Raw genomic sequence first — 15,174 nt, 5'->3', positions numbered from 1 at the left:
GAATCAGGAAGGCAAGAAAGGACGGGCGACCGGCACCCGTCCGCGGGGACTCACACCTGCTTGTAGATCACCGAGCCTTCGTCGCGGAAGCGCTCGGCCTGTTCGGCGAAGCCGGCCTCGATGGCCTTCTGCTCTTCGCTCAGGCCATGCTCGGCGGCGTAGTCGCGGACCTCCTGGGTGATCTTCATCGAGCAGAACTTCGGCCCGCACATGGAGCAGAAGTGCGCCACCTTGGCCGAGTCCTTGGGCAGGGTCTCGTCGTGGTAGGCGCGCGCGGTGTCCGGGTCGAGGCCGAGGTTGAACTGGTCTTCCCAGCGGAACTCGAAGCGCGCCTTGGAGAGGGCGTTGTCGCGGATTTGCGCGCCGGGGTGGCCCTTGGCGAGGTCGGCGGCGTGGGCGGCGATCTTGTAGGTGATGATGCCGGTCTTCACGTCATCCTTGTTCGGCAGGCCCAGGTGCTCCTTGGGCGTGACGTAGCAGAGCATGGCGCAGCCGAACCAGCCGATCATCGCCGCGCCGATGCCGCTGGTGATGTGGTCGTAGCCCGGTGCGATGTCGGTGGTCAGCGGGCCGAGGGTGTAGAACGGCGCTTCGTCGCAGCATTCGAGCTGCTTGTCCATGTTCTCCTTGATCAGGTGCATCGGCACGTGGCCGGGGCCTTCGATCATGCACTGCACGTCGTGCTTCCAGGCGACCTTGGTCAGCTCGCCGAGGGTTTCCAGCTCGCCGAACTGCGCGGCGTCGTTGGCATCGGCGATGGAGCCGGGGCGCAGGCCGTCACCCAGGGAGAAGGACACGTCGTAGGCCTTCATGATTTCGCAGATGTCGTCAAAGTGCGTGTAGAGGAAGTTTTCCTTGTGATGCGCCAGGCACCACTTGGCCATGATCGAGCCGCCACGGCTGACGATGCCGGTGACGCGCTTGGCGGTCAGCGGCACGTAGCGCAGCAGCACGCCGGCGTGGATGGTGAAATAGTCCACGCCCTGTTCGGCTTGCTCGATCAGGGTGTCGCGGAACAGCTCCCAGGTCAGGTCCTCGGCGATGCCGCCGACCTTCTCCAGCGCCTGGTAGATCGGCACGGTGCCGATGGGTACCGGCGAATTGCGGATGATCCACTCGCGGGTCTCGTGGATGTGCTTGCCGGTGGACAGGTCCATCACCGTGTCCGAGCCCCAGCGGATGCCCCAGGTCAGCTTGGCCACTTCTTCCTCGATGGAGGAGCCCAGCGCCGAGTTGCCGATATTGCCGTTGATCTTCACCAGGAAGTTGCGGCCGATGATCATCGGCTCCAGTTCGACGTGGTTGATGTTGGCCGGGATGATGGCGCGGCCGCGGGCGACTTCGCTGCGCACGAACTCGGGGGTGATCTCTTTCGGGATGTTGGCGCCGAAGCTGTGGCCGGCGTGCTGTTCGCCCAGCAGACCAGCTTCGCGGGCTTCGGCCAGCTTCATGTTCTCGCGGATGGCGATGAACTCCATCTCCGGCGTGATGATGCCCTTCTTGGCGTAGTGCATCTGGCTGACGTTGTGTCCGGCCTTGGCCCGGCGCGGGTTGCGCACGTGGGCAAAACGCATCGCGGACAGCTCGGCGTCGTCCAGGCGACGCTGGCCGAACTCGGAGGACAGCCCGGCCAAGCGCTCGGTATCGCCACGCTCCTCGATCCAGGCACTGCGCACGTCGCTCAGCCCCTGGCGCACGTCGATGCTCACGTTCGGGTCGGTGTAGGGACCGGAAGTGTCATAGACCGTCACCGGCGGATTGATCTCGCCACCGAAGGCGGTGGGCGTGACGTCCAGCTCGATCTCGCGCATCGGTACGCGGATATCGGGCCGCGAGCCCTGCACGTAGACCTTGCGCGAACGCGGGAAGGGTTGGATCGACTGCTGGTCGACCTGGGCGGATTCGCTGAGCTTCTTGGGATTGTCGGCACGCATCGGCTGGCTCCTGGAGTGGATGTCGGAGTCGAACCTGAGGGCGGACGGACGCACCGCTGGTGCGAGAGGGATCGCCACTGAGCATGGCGAGCACATCTTGTTCCCTACGCGAGCCTTAACTCGATCAGGTTCAACGGGATCCGGAACTCTCCGATCTCAGCCCACGCTTCTGGGCACCCCGACAAGAACCCGCGCAGTCTATACGCCCACCACCGCGCCCGCCAGGGCCGTCATCGTTGCATCGCTGCAACGCTGCTTGGCACAAACGCCGCCTGCACGGCGCTTGACCCCCCGAGGGACGCCACTTAGCCTTCCCTATCCCCTCCCCGGCATTTCAGGATTCGATATGCTGCGCCGTCTCTCGCTGGCGATTGCCGTGGCCTGCGCCACCACCGCCCACGCCCAGGAACCTACCTCCTCAGTCAACACCGACCTGCTCTACGTCTACCAGCAGGCGGCGCAGAACAACGCCGACCTGGCGGCCGCCCGTGCCGGGCTCGCCGCACGCCAGGAAGGCGTGCCCCAGGCCCGAGCCGGGCTGCTGCCCTCGATCGGTGTGACCGCCGGCGTCAGCGACAGCCGTACGGCGCTGGAGCAGCCCTCGGCGACCGTCGAACGCAACGGCGCCTCCTGGCGCGCCAGCCTCAGCCAGCCGCTGTTCCGTGCCGACCGCTGGTTCGGCCTGAAGGCCGCCGAGTCGGTCAGCGAACAGGCCGCCCTGGAGTATTCGGCAAGCGAACAGGGGCTGATCCTGAACAGCGCCGAGGCCTACTTCGCAGTGCTCCGCGCACAGGATGCGCTGGCCACCGCACGCGCCGAGGAAGCCGCCTTCCGCCGCCAGCTCGAACAGGCCAACGAACGCTTTCAGGTCGGCCTCTCCGACCGTACCGACACACTCCAGGCGCAGGCCGGCTACGACACCGCACGCGCCGGACGCTTGCTCGCCGAGCGCTCCGTGTCCGATGCGCTGGAGAACCTGACCGCGCTGACCAACCGGCGCTTCTATTCGCTCGAAGGCATCCGCCACGACCTGCCGATCCTGCCGCCCACGCCCAACGATGCGGTCGCCTGGGTGGACACCGCCGTGGCGCAGAACCTGCAATTGCAGGCCAGCGCCTTCGCCGTCGATGCCGCGCGACAGACCGTCAGCCAGCGCCGCTCCGGCCACGCGCCGACGCTGGATGCGGTGGCCAGTTTCGAACGGGGTGATAACGATGCCCTCGGATTCACCAACTCCCAGCTCAACGAATCGCTGGGCGTGCATTACGGTGGCGAGGTCGACCAGCGCGTGATCGGCGTGCAACTGAGCATCCCGCTGTACAGCGGCGGCCTGACCACGTCCCAGTCGCGCCAGGCCTATCACCTGCTCGAACAGAGCGAACAGAACCGCGAGAGCCTGCGCCGCCAGGTGGTGCAGAACACCCGCAACCTGCATCGCGCGGTGAACACCGATGTCGAGCAGGTCGCCGCGCGGCGCCAGTCGATCGTCTCCAACCAGGGCGCGCTGGAAGCGACCGAGGTCGGCTACGAAGTCGGTACGCGCAATATCGTCGACGTGCTCGATGCCCAGCGTCAGCTGTATGCCGCGGTACGTGACTACAACAACTCACGCTACGACTACATCCTCGACAACCTGCGCCTGAAGCAGGCCGCCGGCACCCTGGCGCCGGACGATCTGGTGCAGCTCGCGCAGTACCTGGACCCGAACTACGATCCGGCCCGCGACTTCCTCCCGCCGGACCTGCAAGGCCACGACGAGACGCCCGCTACGCGTCCCTGAGGGCGCTCAGCGGGCCGCGCGCAGCAATCCGCCGAGCCACTCCAGCAGGCGCGCCAGGGAGCCCTGGTTGCGCCGCAGCACGCGCTGCCCGGCCTCGCTCATGCGCTGCCGCGCCTCGCGCGCATCCCACAGCTTCGCCACCTCCTGTGCCAGCGCCTGCTCGCCGTCGACTTCGCGCAGGGCGCCGGCATCGCGCAACTGCCCGGCGATGTCGAGGAAGTTGAACAGGTGTGGGCCACTGAGCACGGGCTTGCCCAGCGCCGCCGGCTCCAGCAGATTGTGCCCGCCGTTGGGCACCAGGCTGCCACCGACGAAGGCCACATCGGCCAACGCGTAGAGAAACAGCAACTCGCCCATGCTGTCGCCCACCAGCACCTGCACCGCTTCGCCGGGGTAATCGCCCGAGGAGCGGCGAATCGCCTTGAAACCTTCGCGCAGGCACAGCGCATGCACGTCGCCAAAGCGCTCGGGATGCCGCGGCACCAGGATCAGCAGCGCCTCCGGATGGCTGGCGAGCAGGCGCCGGTGCGCGGCGAGGACGATCTCGTCCTCACCGGCATGGGTGCTGGCGGCGATCCACAGCGGCCGCAGGCCGGCACGCCAGTCCGCGCGCAGCTGCGCGGCGCGCTCCGGCAGTTGCGGGTCGATGTGCAGGTCGAACTTGATCGAACCACTCACGCGCACGCTCGCCGGGCGAGCGCCAAGCGTGCGAAAGCGCTGCGCCTCCGCCTCGGTCTGCACGGCGATCAGCGACAACTCGGCGAGCATCGGCGCGGTCAGCCGGGAAAAGCGCGCATAGCCCCGCGCCGAACGCTCGGACAGCCGCGCGTTGGCCAGCGCCACGGGAATCCCGCGGCGCGCGCATTGGTGAATGTGGTTGGGCCACAGCTCGGTTTCCATCACCACCGCCAGGCGCGGGCGCAGGCGGCTGAGGAAACGCGCCGCCGCCCAGGGCAGGTCGTAGGGCAGGTAGCAATGTTGGACCTTGTCGCCAAACAGCGCGTGGATGCGCTCCGAGCCGGTTGGCGTCATGCAGGTCACGGTGATCGGCAGCTGTGGATAGCGCGCCATCAGCTCACGGATCATCGGCGCCGCGGCGATGCTCTCGCCCACCGACACCGCGTGCACCCAGATGCCACCGGGGCGCAGCTTGGGCAGGCCAAAGGAGAATCGCTCGCCGATGCGCCGGGCATAGGCCGGCGACTTGCGCGCGCGCCAGTAGAGGCGTGCCAACAGCACGGGCAGGGCGAGATGGAACAGCAGGGAATAGAGGAGACGGTTCATGGCCGCGCAGATTAGCAGAGCCATGGCGATAGCCAAGCGACTTGCGTCGTTGCGCCTGCTCATTTCTCGTACAGACTCCGCCAGGCCCCGCCAGCCGTGGTTCCCAGCCAGATGCCGACAGACTGTCCACAGGCCGGCGCACAGAAGTCTTGGAAAACCCGGCGAGGTGGACAACATGCCGCAAAAACCTGCCGGGACCTCTACCCGGGGACTTTACCGGCTCCCGCCCTGATCATTTATCGAGCGATTCCCGGCAGACGGCGCCAGCCGTGGCACGCAGCCGGCTACCGACAACTTACCCACAGGCCGGCTCACAGCGATTGTGCAGAACCGCAAACGGGCTGCTCGTTTATTGAACGATCGGCGCCAGGCCGCGCCAATCGTAGCTCCCAGACAGGTGCCGACAGACTATCCACAGGCAGGCCCACAGAGGCTGTGCAGAAGCCAAGCCACTTCGCTTCGGCTGTAGCGTCTCGCCGCTCACAACCCGCGCAACTGCTCGGCCAACTGCGCCGCCAGCCACTGCGCCACAGGCCCCAGGGCGGCGTCGCGGCGGCTGACCAGCTCGACCACCAGGGGTGGCGGCGCCCAGTCGCTGGCGAGTTCGCAGAGCAGACCCTGATAGGCCGGGTACTGCACCACATGGCGCGGCAGCCAGGCCCAGCCCAGGCCGCGCGTGAGCAGTTCGGCCATGACGTAGAAACTGTCGGCGCGCCAGATCGCCGGGGCCACCTGTTCGCTGCCCGGATAGGCGCTGTCCGGCAGCGCCATCAGCAACTGGCGGTGCTCGCCAAGCTGGCGACGATCCACCCGCCCAAGCTGCGCCAGGGGATGGCGAGCGCCGCAGGCGGTCACCATCTCGATGGTACCCAGGCGACGGCGCTCCAGGCCGGCGGGCATCTGCTCGTGGTGGAACAGCAGCCCAAGGTCGGCACGACGTTCCAGCAGCTTGCGCGCCACCTCGCCCTGCCCGGCACTGGAAAGCTGTACCTCGAGCAGGGGAAACACACCGGAAAGCGCTTCGAGGCTGTCCAGCACCGGTGGATAGGGCATCGCCTCATCGACCGCCAGGCGCAGGCTGACTTCCTGCCCGGCCGACAGGCCGTCGGCACGCGCCTGCAGGCGCTGGCACTGGCGCAGCACCGCGCGGGCTTCCTCGCGCAGTGCCCGCCCCGCCTCGGTGAGCTGCGGCTGGCGGCCGCCGCTACGGGCGAACAGGGCGAAGCCGAGGTCGTCCTCGAGACTCGCCACCGCCTGGCTGATTGCCGACTGCGCACGCCCCAGGCGGCGCCCGGCGGCGGAGAAGGAACCCTGCTCGCAGACCACGAGAAAGGCTTCCAGCTGATCCAGGTTCCACTGCATGACCTATCACCGATCCAGATGGCTGTTAACTTTGATCCATAAGGAATTCTACTAGACTCGCCCACCTCAACCCACCTGCGGAGGCTGTTCCCATGTCCGGCTATCTCTATCTGGCCATCGCCGTCGCCGCGGAGGTGATCGCCACCGCCTCGCTCAAGTCCGTGCAGGGCCTGAGCAAGCCCCTGCCGCTGCTGCTGGTGATCTGTGGCTACCTCCTCGCCTTCTGGATGCTCGCGCTGGTGGTGCGGAGCATACCGGTGGGCATCGCCTATGCGGTCTGGGCCGGGCTGGGCATCGTCCTGGTGAACCTCGCCGCATTGTTTTTGTACGGGCAGAAGCCGGACCTGCCAGCCTTGCTCGGCATGGGGCTGATCGTCGCGGGCGTCGCGATCATCCAGCTGTTCTCGGTCAGCAGCGGGCACTGAGGGGCACCTCAGGCGGTTATACTGCTCTACCGTTTTTCGCCAAGGCCTCATCCATGCAAGAACTCTCGACCGATGTGCTGATCGTCGGCGGCGGCGTCGCCGGCCTCTGGCTGGCGGCGCGCTTGCGCCGCAAGGGCTTCGCCACCCTGCTGGTGGAAAGTGGTGCCCTCGGCGGCGGGCAGAGCGTGAAGTCCCAGGGGATCATCCATGGCGGCACCAAATACGCCCTGCACGGGGCCCTGACCGGCGCTTCCGAGGCCATCGCGGACATGCCCGGGCGCTGGCGCGCGGCGCTCGAAGGAAATGGCGAGCTGGACCTCTCCGGCGTACGGCTGCTCTCCGACGCCCACTACCTGTGGTCGCCCGGTACCCTGGCCGGCAACCTGACCAGTTTCTTCGCCAGCAAGGCGGTGCGCTCGCGGGTCGCCCAGGTGAAGGGCGAGGAACTGCCGCCGGCGCTGCAGGACCGCCGCTTCAAGGGCAAGGTCTACCGCCTCGCCGAACTGGTGCTGGACGTTCCGAGCCTGATCGCACGACTGGCCGAACTGGTTGGCGACGGACTGCTCGCGGCGAGCGAGCTGCGTCCCTGGCGCGCCGAGGACGGCCGTCTGCTCGGCCTGCGTGCGGACGGCATCCGCATCCGCGCACGGCGCATCGTGCTCAGCGCCGGTGCCGGCAACGAGGCGCTGCTCGCCGCACTGGAACAGAGCCAGCCACAGATGCAGCGCCGCCCGCTGCACATGGTCATGCTCAAGGGACCGATGCTCAAGCCGCTCTACGCCCACTGCCTGGGGGGTGGCAGCAAGCCGCGCATCACCGTGACCAGCCATCCGGCCAGCGACGGCGAGTGGGTCTGGTACCTGGGGGGCGATCTCGCCGAGGCCGACGGCGTGGCCCGCGACGAAGCCCAGCAGATCGCCCGCGCACGTCGCGAACTGGAAGAGCTGGTGCCCTGGGTCGATCTCTCCAGCGCACGCTGGGCGACCCTGCGGGTGGAGCGCGCGGAGCCGGCGCAATCCGGCCTGGTGCGCCCGGACAACGCCTTCCTCGCCGAACAGGCGCCCTTGCTGGTGGCCTGGCCGACCAAACTGGCCCTGGCGCCGGACCTGGCCGACCGCGTGCTCGCCAGCCTGGCGCGCGACGGCATCACTCCGGGCGAGTACCCCGCCCTGCCCGAACTGCCGCGCCCGCCGCTGGCGCGCCCAGCCTGGGAGGACGCCTTTTGATCAAGGCCAGCCTGCACGACCTGCTGCGCCCGCTGGGCAGTACCGGCTACCAGGTCTCGCCGCTGGGACTGGGCACCGTCAAGCTCGGCCGCGACCAGGGCGTGAAGTATCCCCAGGGTTTCCGCATCCCGGACGACCGCGAGGCCGCCGCGCTGCTTTCCCAGGCCCGCGACCTGGGCATCAACCTCATCGATACCGCACCGGCCTACGGGCGCAGCGAGGAGCGCCTCGGCCCGCTGCTGCGCGGCCAGCGCGATGCCTGGGTGATCGTCAGCAAGGTGGGTGAAGAGTTCGATGACGGCCAGTCGCGCTTCGACTTTTCCCCGGCGCATACGCGTTTTTCAGTGGAGCGCAGCCTGCGTCGCCTGCACACCGAGCACATCGAACTGGTACTGGTGCATTCGGACGGCAACGACCTGCGGATCCTGCGCGAGAGCGGCGTCTACGAGACCCTCGCCGAGCTCAAGCGCGAGGGCAAGATCGGCGCCTTCGGGCTCTCCGGCAAGACCGTCGAGGGCGGCCTGCTGGCCCTCGAACAGGGCGATTGCGCGATGGTCACCTTCAACCTCGCCGAGCAGGCCGAGCGGCCGGTGATCGAATATGCCGCGACCCACGCCAAGGGCATCCTGGTGAAGAAGGCGCTGGCCAGCGGACACGCCTGCCTCACCAGCGGCGAAGACCCGGTACGCGCCAGCTTCGCGGCGATCTTCGCGGAACCGGGCGTCGGCTCGGCCATCGTCGGCACCATCGATCCGTTGCACCTGGTTCATAATGTCGCCTCGGCAAGCGCCGTGATCCGTGGAGAATAAGAACTCAGTCACCACGACGACGAGGAGTTGCACATGGCCAGAACCCTGCTGAGAAAGAATCCCGGCACGTTCAAGACCCTGCCCCTGCTGGTCGAAGCCACGCCGGACCACCTGAGCTACCAGAGCCTGGGGCGTCCGCTGAATTTCGGCGAAGTGCTCGAACGTCGCCAGCCGCTGCAGATCGACGACCCGCAACGTTTCACCGCGGAGTTGGCCAACCTCGGCGTATCGGTGCGCCTGACCGTCGAATGGCACGGCCGCGACCACTGGCTGCTGGTCCGTCAGCGACGCAACGACCGTGGCGACGTGGTGCTCAAACCGATCTCCGGTTACGTACCGGCCCACGAGATCAACCTGCCGCTGCTCACCGCCATCCAGGAAGTCGCCGAGGAGTGCCTGATCGAGACGCCCGAGGGCTGGCTCGCCGGGCGCTACGGCCCGACCTGGCTGCCGACCCCCTACGAGGGCGCTCTGCGCTACCTCAGCCGCAGCCACTTCAACCTGCAGCCGCTGTCCGGCGCGGCACGACCGGTGCAATGCGGCAACCTGCACCTGCTGGAGCGCCCGCGCGCCTACGTGCACCTGCCCACGGCCTCGCTGCAATTGGTCTATGACCTGCGTCTGGAACTGCCGCCGGAGCTGCACCAGGCAAGCTTCTACCATGCCGAGGACAATCTCGAAGACGGCCAACTGGTCTCCCGCCTGGACCGCTCGCGGCCCGATCTCTACCTGGTGCCGCTGCTCGCCGATCGCGTGCCCAGCGGCGAGCTGTTCACCCTGCGCCGTGGCCAGACGACGCCCGTTTCCACCCGTGGACTGTTTCTCGCCGAAAGCTTCGCCGCGCAGGACGGCTGGCTGGTGCGCGACGAGCGCATCGCCTGGAAGGACTGGCTGGCACGCCACGCCCCAGCCCAGCGCGCCTGCGGCGGCTAACCACCCACAGCAACTGTGTGCCTGCCTGTGGACAGCCTGTCGGTAGCCGTCCACAGCCCAGGCACCACGTGGCCTACAGCCCATAGATCAAAAAACGAGCAGCGTCTCTGGAGTTCTGCACAGTCGCTGTGCGCCTCCCTGTGGATAGTCTGTCGGTAGCTCCACGCAGCCCGGATGCGCCGCCGGCTGTGGCCGATCGAACGAATTTCGTACAGCGCGGAACCCGCCCCAGTTCGCCATGGCCTTAACGCTACGTCCCAGGGAGATCGCCATGTCCTATCTGAAAGGCCTGCCCGCCTACCTCCTGCTGGCGCTGCTCGCCGGCTGCAGCAGTCTGCAGCGCGATCCGCCACGGGTCAGCCTCGCCGGCCTGCAACCGCTACCCGGCGAAGGACTGGAAGTGCGCTTCGCCGCACGCCTGCGGGTACAGAACCCCAACGAGGAAGCCATCGACTATCGCGGCCTGTCGCTGCAACTGGAGGTCAACGGCCAGCCACTGGCCAGCGGCGTCTCCGCCGAGAGCGGCAGCCTGCCGGGCTTCGGCGAGCGGGTGCTGGAGGTACCGATGAGCATTTCCGGGCTGTCGCTGCTGCGCCAGGGCTGGCAACTGGGGGCCGAGCCTCCGGGCCAGGGACTGCCCTACCGCCTCACCGGCAAGCTCGCCGCCGGCCCCTTCAACGGCGTGCGCTTCGAAGAGCGCGGCACCCTCGACTGGGACGCTTTGCGCTGAGCCCGTGCGCGCTAGCCCGAACGCTGGACCACTGAAGCGTTACGCCTCCTAGCCGCTGTAGGTCTGCAGCCGGCGCACGGCCTCGCGGGACTGGGCGGCCAGTTCGGCGAGGTCGACGCCGGGTATCTGGTCGTCCTCGACCACCGCGCGGCCCGCCACCAGCAGGGCCTTCAGGCGGGCGCGGCCGCCGCAGGCGATGGGGCCGATGGCCGGGTCGTGCAGGCCGAAGTAACGCGGGTCGTCCAGGCCGTAGATGGCGATGTCCGCCGCCTGCCCGGGCGCCAGGCTGCCGACGGCGTCCAGACCCAGCACCGCGGCGCCGCCGGCGGTTCCCCAGCGCAGTACGTCCTCGATGCTCGCCGCATCGGCGCCGCCTTCGAAGGTGCCACCGGCGTAGCGCGGCTGCGCCTGCTCACCCTTGCGCGCGCGCTGCAGCAGCCAGGCGGCGTGGGTTTCCGAGAGCATGTCGGCGGCTTCGTTGGACGCGGCGCCGTCCACCCCCAGGGACACCGTGACCCCGGCCGCTTCCAGCCCCGGCAGGTCGGCGATACCGCTGCCCAGGCGGCCGTTGCTCTGTGGACAACTGGCGATACCGGTACCCGTGGTGCCCAGCAGAGCAATCTCCTCGGGCAACAGCTTGACCAGGTGGGCGAACCAGACATCGCTGCCCAGCCATTCGTGCTCGGCGCAGAACTGCACCGGCGTCATGCCGAACTTGCCGCGCGCGGCATCCAGGTAGTCCACCGTCTCGGACAGGTGACTGTGCAGGCGAATGCCCAGCGAACGGGCGGCGCGGGCGGTTTCGCGCAACTCGTCAGGAGTGGTCGAGTGCAGCGTGGTGGTCGGCGCCATCACCACCCGGCGCATGGCATCGGCCTGCGGCTGGTGATAACGCGCCACCAGGCGCTGCACGTCGGCCAGGTAGTCGTCGATGCGTTCGGCGCGCAGCGCCTGCGGCAGCTCGGCCTCCAACTGGCGGGTCTGGGTACCGCCGCCACGGCAGAGGACGAAGCGCAGGCCCAGTGCCTCGGCTTCCTCGAAGAGGATCGCGGCGCCGTCGAAGGGCATGCCCGGGTAGTACAGGTAATGATGGTCGGCGACCGTGGCGCAGCCGGAACGGGCCAGTTCGAGCAGGCCGATGCGCGCGGCCAGGCGCAGCGCCTGTTCGTCGAAGGCGCCGCGGTAACGATAGGGCGTGGCCGCCAGCCAGGGCGTGAGGGTCTGGTTGAGTCCGCCCGGCTCGCCCTTGAGCAGCGACTGGAACAGGTGATGATGGGTGTTCACCCAGGCCGGATAGACCACGCAGTCGCGGGCCTCGATGACGCGTTCACCCGGCTCGGGCGTCAGTTGGCCGATGGCCTCAATGCGCCCGTTGCGCACGCGCAGGTCGCTGCCGCTGGCGCGCGCGGCGCTGCCCGGCAGGCCGGTGAGGATGGCGCTGGCGCCACGGATCAGGCAGTTGTGGGTCATGCAGGAAACCTCGCACAGCAGAGAAGCACCGGGCCCGCGAAGCGCAGGCCCGGCGCGGGCCACATCAAGCGGTGTGGAAGACTTCCTGCTCGCCGTGGGCCTCGAGCAGCGCCATCAGTTGGTTGCGGATGACGATGCCCGGCTTGTCCGAAGCCATGTGGAGTTCCACCCGGCGACGGGTATCGACGCAGGCGTCGTAATCGGTGGCCTCGAGGATCTCGCGGTCCTCGGCGGTAATCGCCGCGTCCCAGTCGATCAGCTCCTGGGCGGAGCACTGCGCCTCGCTGTCGTTGCGGTACAGCCACTGCACCAGCATCAGCCGGCCATCGTCGATCGGCGTGGCGCAGTTGTAGATGATGTGGTCGATGCCGCTGTCCGGGTAGTGGCAGCCGAAGCGCCGGCTGAACGGCAGGTAGTAGCGGTTGACCAGGTGGCGGCGGGTGATCGGCTCGCGGCTGCCGGTGATGCGGAAGCTCGCCTCGGGGTTGCGGATCGGCACCAGGGTTTCCGCCTCGAAGCCGTAGTCGGTCTCGCGGAACTCGTAGGAGGACGGCTGCGGCTGGTCGAACAGGCCGAAGTTGGCCTTGTGCACGAAGGAGAAGTGCGAATTGTCGAAGGAGTTCTCCATCACCCGCAGCGGGCTGGTCTTCCACTCCTCGTAGAACTGGAAGATGCGGCGGTAGCCGGGCTGGCCGTCTTCGGGGAATTCCGGGATGTCCGCCAGCGGATCGTCCAGCGCCACCCAGGCGTAACCGTAGCGCGCCTGGCAACGGAAGGTTTCCACCTTGGCGCCGGCCGGTACGCGGCCGTCAGGGTTCTGCGGGACGCGGCTGCAGGCGCCGGAGGCGTCGTATTCCCAGCCGTGGTAGCCGCAGGCGATGTGCCCGGACTCGGCGATGAAGCCTTTGGAGAGCTTGGCGGTGCGGTGGCAGCAGCGGTCGCGCATGGCCACCGGGTTGCCCTCCGGGTCCTTCCACAGCACCAGGGCTTCGCCGAGCAGGGTGAAAGGCTTGGGGCCATCGTCGAGCGCGGTGAGCGGCAGCAGCGCGTACCAGAAGCGACGCAGGACGGGTTGTTTGGTTACCAGCATGTTGCTTTCCTCAGGAATGACGTGCGGCGCCGAAGGTCTGCCGCACCTTTTCGTGCATGTAGTCGCCGATCAGGCAGGGTTCGTAGTGCGCCGGTCGTGCGGCGCTGACGCAACTGGGCAGGCAGGCCACCTGGCTGCGCGCATCGCCGTCCTGGAAAAAGGCCAGCGAATAGCGCGCACGCGCAGGGTCGGCGTTGCGTACCCGGTGCGGATTGGATAGGTAGAGATCGTTGCTCCAGCGCTGCAGCAGATCGCCCAGGTTGACCACGAAGGTGCCGGGCAACGGCGTCGCGGCGATCCACTCGCCGGCGGCGTTGCATACTTCCAGACCACCCACGGCGTCCTGCGCCAGCAGCGTCAGCAGGCCCCAGTCGGTGTGCGCGCCGGCGCCCAGGCAGTTGTCCGTCACCTGCGGTTGCGGCGGGTAGTGCAGCAGCCGCAGCGAGGCGATGGGCGTGCGCAGGTGCGCGGTGAAGAAGTCTTCCGGCAGCTCCAGGGACAGGGCGATCAGCCCCAGCAGGCGCGCCGAGAGGTCCATCATCGCCGCGTAGTAGGCCTGGCACTGCTCGCGAAAACCGTTCAGCGCCGGCCAGCGGTTTACCCCGTGGAACGCCGCCGCGGCGGCCGAACGAAGGTGCCCGTCGGGCAGCTCGAAGCCGATCTGGAAGCCTTCCTTGAGATCCGCCGGCGAGCCGTCGTCCAGCGCCTGACTGGCCGCCGGCTGATAGCCCAGGTTGGCGTGCTCGGCAGCGCTGAGCACGGCCCGCTTGGTCGCTTGCGGCAGCGCGAAGAAGCGCTGAGCCGCGACGAACTGGGCGTCGATCAGGGCCTGCGGCACACCATGCCCGCTGATGTAGAAGAAGCCCACGTCGCGGCAGGTCTCGCGGATGCGCAGGGCCAGCGCCCGGCGCCCGGCGGCGCCGCCGGCCGCGCTCAGGTCGATCACCGGCAGCTCGCGGGCCACCTGCGGCGCACGGTAGGGAATCACGGCAGGACCTTCTCCGCGCCTTTCACGAAGCGCAGGTCGTAGCCCTTGTGGAAGTCCAACCCGGCGTCCAACAGGCCGTTATCGACCATGTAATCGCGGGTCTTCTGCCAGCGGGCGTCGGTCATCACGCCGATTCCGGCCGTAGCCGCATCACCGCCGGTGACCAGCTTGAGCTGCCGAATCTGCGCCACGCCCCAGGCGAGCAGTTCGTCGCTCATGTTGGGGTTGTCCTGCTTGATCAACGCATTGCCCGGCGCGGGGTTGGCCAGGTAGCTCTTCCAGCCTTCCATGGTGGCGTCGTAGAAGCGCTGCAGGTCGTCACTGCGTTTCTCGATCAGTTCGTGACGCGTGACCAGTGTCGAGCCATAGGGCGGGTAGCCGTCGTCGGCGAAGAGGAAGAAGCGGGCGTCCTTCTCGTGCTGACGGGCCTGGAACAGCTCGGAGCTGGCGTAGCCCTGCTGCACCACGTCGTGGTCGGCGAAGAACGGCTGCATGTTGAAGATGTAGGGCCGCGCCTGGCTGTCCTGCAGGCCGTACTTGGCCTTCAGCCACGGCCACCAGGACGTCTGCCCGGAGGTGGCGACGAGGATGGTCTTGTCCTGCAGATCATCCAGCCCTTTGACGTCGGCATGGGTCAGCATGCCCTGCGGGTCGCCCTGGAAACAGGCGCCTATGGCCGCCACCGGCATGCCCCGTTCGAGGGTCTTGAGCACCTGGAAGTCGTAGCCGACGATCACGTCGGCCTTGCCCGCCAGCAGCAGTTGCATGCCGTTGATCTGCGGGCCACCCATCTTCACCGTCACGTCCAGCCCGTGGCGGGCGTAGATGCCTTCGGCGATGGCCTGGTAGAAGCCACCGTGCTCGGCCTGGGCGTACCAGGAGGTGAGCAGGGTCAGTTTGTCCGCGGCCTGTGCCAGCGGCGCGGCGCACAACGCCAGCGGCAGCAGCACGGGGCGCAGTCGGCGCAGCAGGGACAGTGGTTTACGCAAGACACGGTCGTTCATGTTTTCTCTCCGGAAAAAAGGGAACCGCAAGCGAAACGACGACAACGGGTGCAGCGCCGACGCGAAAGCGCAGCACTGGCCGGAGAGCAACAAGGGACGGGCGCACGACGGCGCACGGGGGAAAGGGCACGACAAGGCA

The 15,174-nt window shown here is 68.0% G+C and carries 13 protein-coding genes and 1 riboswitch; of the genes, 6 read left to right on the top strand and 7 right to left on the bottom strand.

Features of this window, described 5'->3' with window-relative positions:
• Positions 1 to 50: 50 nt before the first annotated feature.
• A complete protein-coding gene (gene thiC, locus ACYRGX_RS07170) occupies positions 51 to 1,934 on the bottom strand; it encodes a phosphomethylpyrimidine synthase ThiC (RefSeq protein ID WP_473055921.1) in 1,884 nt (627 codons plus the stop codon).
• 84 nt (positions 1,935 to 2,018) lie between these two features.
• A riboswitch (TPP riboswitch) is annotated at positions 2,019 to 2,125 on the bottom strand.
• Positions 2,126 to 2,280: 155 nt separating this feature from the next.
• Between thiC and ACYRGX_RS07165 the strand changes: the two genes are divergently transcribed.
• Positions 2,281 to 3,714, top strand: coding sequence for a TolC family outer membrane protein (locus tag ACYRGX_RS07165; protein ID WP_473055920.1), 1,434 nt, complete (start codon positions 2,281 to 2,283; stop codon positions 3,712 to 3,714).
• Positions 3,715 to 3,720: 6 nt separating this feature from the next.
• On the opposite strand, the gene waaA is transcribed toward ACYRGX_RS07165, so the two are convergent.
• Positions 3,721 to 4,998: a lipid IV(A) 3-deoxy-D-manno-octulosonic acid transferase gene (gene waaA, locus ACYRGX_RS07160; protein WP_473055919.1), complete on the bottom strand. Its 1,278-nt coding sequence runs from the start codon at positions 4,996 to 4,998 to the stop codon at positions 3,721 to 3,723.
• A 480-nt stretch (positions 4,999 to 5,478) separates the two neighbouring features.
• Positions 5,479 to 6,360 (bottom strand): LysR family transcriptional regulator, encoded by an 882-nt coding sequence (locus tag ACYRGX_RS07155; protein ID WP_473055918.1) that lies wholly within the window; start codon positions 6,358 to 6,360, stop codon positions 5,479 to 5,481.
• A gap of 92 nt (positions 6,361 to 6,452) precedes the next feature.
• On the opposite strand from ACYRGX_RS07155, the gene ACYRGX_RS07150 reads away from it, so the two are divergent.
• The 5 genes from ACYRGX_RS07150 (at position 6,453) to ACYRGX_RS07130 (ending at position 10,483) form a co-directional block, all read left to right on the top strand.
• Complete coding sequence (locus tag ACYRGX_RS07150; protein ID WP_473055917.1) at positions 6,453 to 6,785, top strand: DMT family transporter; 333 nt, start codon at positions 6,453 to 6,455, stop codon at positions 6,783 to 6,785.
• A 53-nt stretch (positions 6,786 to 6,838) separates the two neighbouring features.
• A complete protein-coding gene (locus ACYRGX_RS07145; protein WP_473055916.1) occupies positions 6,839 to 8,011 on the top strand; it encodes an NAD(P)/FAD-dependent oxidoreductase in 1,173 nt (390 codons plus the stop codon).
• Positions 8,008 to 8,820 (top strand): aldo/keto reductase, encoded by an 813-nt coding sequence (locus tag ACYRGX_RS07140; protein ID WP_473055915.1) that lies wholly within the window; start codon positions 8,008 to 8,010, stop codon positions 8,818 to 8,820. Before ACYRGX_RS07145 ends, ACYRGX_RS07140 begins: the two co-directional genes overlap by 4 nt.
• A gap of 33 nt (positions 8,821 to 8,853) precedes the next feature.
• Positions 8,854 to 9,753 carry a metal ABC transporter ATPase gene (locus ACYRGX_RS07135; protein ID WP_473055914.1) on the top strand — a complete coding sequence of 300 codons (900 nt, stop codon included), beginning with the start codon at positions 8,854 to 8,856 and terminating at the stop codon, positions 9,751 to 9,753.
• Between the two features lie 271 nt (positions 9,754 to 10,024).
• Positions 10,025 to 10,483: an LEA/WHy family protein gene (locus tag ACYRGX_RS07130; RefSeq protein WP_473055913.1), complete on the top strand. Its 459-nt coding sequence runs from the start codon at positions 10,025 to 10,027 to the stop codon at positions 10,481 to 10,483.
• Positions 10,484 to 10,531: 48 nt separating this feature from the next.
• Here ACYRGX_RS07130 and ACYRGX_RS07125 read toward each other — a convergent pair whose 3' ends face one another.
• From ACYRGX_RS07125 to ACYRGX_RS07110, 4 genes are all read right to left on the bottom strand, one after another.
• Positions 10,532 to 11,953, bottom strand: coding sequence for an amidohydrolase family protein (locus ACYRGX_RS07125; protein ID WP_473055912.1), 1,422 nt, complete (start codon positions 11,951 to 11,953; stop codon positions 10,532 to 10,534).
• Between the two features lie 64 nt (positions 11,954 to 12,017).
• Positions 12,018 to 13,043, bottom strand: coding sequence for an aromatic ring-hydroxylating dioxygenase subunit alpha (locus ACYRGX_RS07120; protein WP_473055911.1), 1,026 nt, complete (start codon positions 13,041 to 13,043; stop codon positions 12,018 to 12,020).
• A 10-nt stretch (positions 13,044 to 13,053) separates the two neighbouring features.
• Positions 13,054 to 14,031: an isopenicillin N synthase family dioxygenase gene (locus tag ACYRGX_RS07115; RefSeq protein WP_473055910.1), complete on the bottom strand. Its 978-nt coding sequence runs from the start codon at positions 14,029 to 14,031 to the stop codon at positions 13,054 to 13,056.
• On the bottom strand, positions 14,028 to 15,035 hold the full coding sequence (locus ACYRGX_RS07110) for an ABC transporter substrate-binding protein (protein WP_473055909.1): 1,008 nt from the start codon (positions 15,033 to 15,035) through the stop codon (positions 14,028 to 14,030). Before ACYRGX_RS07110 ends, ACYRGX_RS07115 begins: the two co-directional genes overlap by 4 nt.
• Positions 15,036 to 15,174 lie beyond the last annotated feature (139 nt).

The organism is Pseudomonas sp. R4-15 (assembly GCF_055768815.1).
Note: the sequence above shows the minus strand (reverse complement) of the source record. Positions and strands in the feature narration are given on the sequence as shown.